Origin of the sequence: Nicoletella semolina (assembly GCF_004345745.1) — a bacterium.
Classification (GTDB): Bacteria; Pseudomonadota; Gammaproteobacteria; order Enterobacterales; family Pasteurellaceae; genus Nicoletella; species Nicoletella semolina.
The window spans coordinates 1-4,577 of sequence record NZ_SLXJ01000022.1 but is presented as its reverse complement, the minus strand read 5'-3'; the positions used below and the strand labels follow the sequence as shown (position 1 = coordinate 4,577).

General features: G+C 46.3%; 2 protein-coding genes. Both read right to left on the bottom strand.

Annotated features, from left to right (window positions below; translation table 11 throughout):
- On the bottom strand, window positions 1–4,376 hold a 4,376-nt coding region (locus EV693_RS09410; RefSeq protein ID WP_207906509.1), incomplete at its 3' end, for an ESPR-type extended signal peptide-containing protein.
- Window positions 4,369–4,577: hypothetical protein (locus tag EV693_RS09560; protein ID WP_207906508.1), on the bottom strand; the 209-nt coding region annotated here is incomplete at its 5' end. The genes EV693_RS09560 and EV693_RS09410, both read right to left, overlap by 8 nt.

The following is a 4,577-nucleotide window of genomic DNA, read 5'->3' as shown; positions in this document are numbered from 1 at the left end:
GCACCGCTTGCGGTGGCATTATTGCCTGTGGCTTGAGCGTTTTGTCCTGTAGCAGTGGACTGTTCGCCTGTCGCTTGTGAGCCTGCACCACTTGCCGTTGCTCCGTCAGCTGTCGCTTTGGAATTAGCACCGCTTGCGGTGGCATTATTGCCTGTGGCTTGGGCATTTTGTCCTGTAGCGGTGGACTGTTCGCCTGTTGCCTGTGAACCTGCACCACTTGCCGTTGCTCCATCAGCTGTTGCTTTGGAATTAGCACCGCTTGCGGTGGCATTATTGCCTGTGGCTTGAGCATTTTGTCCTGTAGCGGTGGACTGTTCACCTGTCGCCTGTGAACCTGCACCACTTGCCGTTGCTCCGTCAGCTGTCGCTTTGGAATTAGCACCGCTTGCGGTGGCATTATTGCCTGTGGCTTGAGCATTTTGTCCTGTAGCGGTGGACTGTTCGCCCGTCGCTTGTGAGCCTTTGCCATTGGCGGTCGCACCTTCAACTTCTTTGCCTGTTTGATCTTTATTGTTGCCGCCCACAACGCCTGAATTGGTGAGTTTTTGGGCAGCTTCAATCGCCTCTTTGATTTGCTTGGTTAAACCATAGGTTATCACCCCGTCTTTTTGTTCAACAGTCAACTCATTGCCTGCTTTAAATTCAACCGTCTCGCCCAGTTTTACTGTATGTTCTTGACCATTGGCTTTCACTTTAAAACCAGCCTCTTTTATTTCTTTGATTGTCCTCGCAACCACCTCACCTGAGACGGCTTTTTTCTCATTGTCTTTGATTTCACCTGAGCCTGTGCCTAAATCGATGCCTTTTTTAGCCTCGATTTTTTCATTGACTGTCAGCTGGGTGAGGTCGGCTGTCGCAGCTTTTATGCCGTTAGCATTAATCGTGCCTGTCGCCACCACATCATCAACATTTAGTTCGCCATCTACTGTCGCCCCTGCCTGCAAATCCACATGGTCTTTAAAGGTCGCCTCACCACTGGCTTCAAAGTTTTTGGTGGTGAGTTTTTCAGTGATATTAGCATTGGCTGTTGTGGTATCTTGCACCATTTTTTTAATCTCCACCTCGCCATCAAAGACTACCTTGCCCTTAAAGGTCGTGTCGCCCTCGACGGTTAAGCCTTTTTTGGCGGTTACTTCGCCTTTTAAGGTTGTCTTTTCTTGCACTTCCAGCGTTTTAGCGGTCAGTTTTTCGCTAATTTCTGCAGTGTTTGCTGTAAGATTACTAATATTGGCTTTTTCGTTCACCGTTAAGGTATTGATATCAGCATCGTCGATTTCAGCATTGCTAATTCGAGCCTCATCGGTCTCTAGCTGGCTGGTCGTGAGGCTGTCTGTAGTGATGTCTTTAAAGGCTGGGTTGTCCACAGTTTTAACTGTAATCCTGCTATTTTGACGCTCAACAACAATGTTGTTACCCTGTTTCACCGTGATTGACTCGCCGTTTTTGACACGTCCACCAGTGTTCTCTTCATTGGCTTTTAGAAAAATACTGGCGTTATTTACCGCTTCCACTACCTCAACGGCTTTGGCTACGCCTTTACTGTCTGCTCTATTGCCTTGCAACTGAGCCTTACCTTGGTTGTCTGAACCAATTTCTTGCGTTACTACGCTGTATTTAACCTCAGTTTTGCCATTATTTTGGGTAACAGAAACAGTAGTCAAATCGCCATCAACAAAGTTCACTACTTTGCCGCTGGTAATATCCGCTTTTTGTACGCCTTTTTCATCAATCTTAAAGCCAGCATTATTCACTTGCTGAGTCACAAAGTTATATACCTTATCCCCAGATACCGCCTTGTGGTCGTTAGCCGCCACATTGCCTGAAGCACCATTTAAGTTTACACCTTGTACAGCATCAATAGTGTTGTTGACGGTTAGGCTGTTAAAGCTACCCTCAACCGCCATCACTTTATTAGCCGATACTGTGCCATTTGCCGTTACATCTTTTCCAAACTCCACACGGTCTCTGAATTTTGACTGTCCTGATACATCAATGCCATTGGTAACTGTCATGCCTTCGTTAAAGAGTGCTCTGTTGCTAAATATTGCCACGCCATTAAAGAATGCATAACCATTCTTAGCTAAAGTAAAGATAGTTGTGCTTAGCTCTGGAGCATCTAGGTTGTTAATGGTGGATTGTTTATTTCCAGCCACCGTGATCTTATCAAGATTTAGGTCTTTGTTTAGCTTGATTTTTACTTTGACGCCATCGCTCTCTGCTAGTGCTTCGGTTGTCAGGTTGTTATCATTATCCTCACCGGTGATGGTCAGTTTTTTGTCCAGTTTTTGGGTTTGTTCAGTGCCGTTTTTGCCTTGGACTTTAAAGCCGGTATTTTTAAGCTCAATCTTAGCAGTTTCAATCGCGGTATGTACCTTACCGCCTGAGACGGCGTCTTTATTATTGGCTGCTACTGTGCCTTGAGCACTATCACCTAAGGTGATGCCGCCTGTGGCAGTTTGCTTAGCAAGCGTAGTCAAATTGGTAGCATTGAGCATGCCCACTACCTCTAAATTTCCTTGAAATTCTGCCTGAGCCTGAAAGGTGGCTTTTCTTTCAAAGGTGGCATCATCTTGTACTTCTAGTTGGACTAGCGTTGTTTTGCCATTATTAACTGTCAAGCCTTGCTTAAATGTCGCTGGTCGTTCCACCTCCAGCTTCTGCTTTACCGTCAGATTGTGAGTTTCTAACTGCTGGGTGGTAATCTTATCTAAGCCACCTAATTTCTGTGCTAGCTTTATTTCTAATGTGTTGTCATTGCCAGCTTTGGTAACAGTGATGTTGCTGAAATTGCCCTGACCAGTTGTGCCGCCTTTGATGGTGAGATTTGCTTTATTTTTGTTAATTGTAAATTGGTTTGTACCATTATCACCCTGCACTGTAATGTCATAACTGGCTCCCTGCTGGGCAAGTTTGGCAACGGCTTTTAATTGAGCGATATTGGCTGCATCAGAATCTGCTGAACCTGCTGCCACATTGATGATTTGCCGGGTTTTACCACTGCCTCCGACAGAGACAGCACCCAGTGTATTTTTTGCAGTGTTTGTGATGTTTGTCTGTTCAGTACCCGTTGTACCCTGTGGAGCGTAGACTTGAGTTGGGACTTGGCTAGTATTTACGGTGATTTGGGTGTGAGCGGTAGTTGGAATTCGAGTGAAAGCCTTTCTGTTAGCAACAGATTGTGAGCCTAGGGCAACAGCACCTTCTTGGCTCGCATTGGCTTGATGACCTAAAGCTAAGGCACTTTGAGCTGTACTTTGAGCACTAAAGCCAACAGCTATACCTTGTTGGGATTGCACCTTCGCCAAATGCCCTAATGCCACCCCCTCTTGTCTTAATACTTGAGCCTCTTGTCCAATGGCGATAGCACTACCTGCTTGAACCGTCGCTAAGTATCCAAATGCGATGGATTTTTGATGATTGGTTTTAACATGTGCCCCAGTACCAATGGCGATGGAGTGTTCACCTTCTGATTTGGTTTGCAGTCCATTACTTCTACTACCGATGACGATTGCACCACTTCTTTCGGCAGATGAATCATACCCAATAGCAATAGCTGCACTACCTAAAGCCCTAGATTTCCTACCGATTGATGTTGAATTTTCCAAACGACTAAGGGCTTCTGTACCAATAGCAATACCGTATTGATTCTCAGTTCGAGCTCTATGGCCAATCGCAACCCCTGCTTGTCCATTGACTTCGGCATTACTGCCCAACGCAAGCGAGTATTCGCTAATCGCTCTTGCACTATAACCAAATGCAGAGGCCTCGTTTCGCTTAGCTTGAGCATTATGTCCTATCGCCGTGCTAGACGCACCTAAAGCCTGTGCCCCCGCCCCCAAAGCGGCGGCACGAGTTGCAAAGGCTTGGGCATTATTCCCCACGGCAACGCCGGCTTCTCCGCTTTGGGCTTTTGCACCTGCACCTATTGCAACAGTGCTATCACCCAAGGCTTTGGCATTAACCCCTATACCCACGCCATTATCACCGTTTACTTCCGCACTTTGACCAATAGCTACTCCTCGAGATCCTAGTGCTTGCGAATCACCGCCAATGGAAACACTGCTTCGAGATGCACGAGCCCTAAACCCCAAGGCAACTGTACGATCTCCTTCTGCTCTGCTGTCTGCCCCCCATGCTACGCCATCGCCATTAGAACCAAGTACTCCAGCTTGGTTTAACGCCCCCCACGCCATACCAGCATATAGGCTAGACAGTACGAGGGTGCTGATTAGGGTTAGTTTGCCATAGCTGCTTAATGTGGTGGTTTTTGTGGTAGAGCTTTGTGATTTGACTTTGATGGCAGATTTGGCAAGCTCTGAGACCACAGTCCAAGTTTGGGTGGATTTGTTAAAGATGACTTTGAATATTTTATTCATACCGACCTCCCAGCGTCATCAATGCACAAGGAGAGATACTAAGTGTCGGTTTAGAAAGGGCGTAGATAGGAGGCGTTTGCGAAAAAATTAAACTGTCGGCGTGATCATGATGAATAGTGCGAGTTGCAAAGCAAAAAACTAACGTGTTATCATTTTGCTTGATTGCTTGATTGCTTGATTGCTTGATTGCTTGATTGCTTG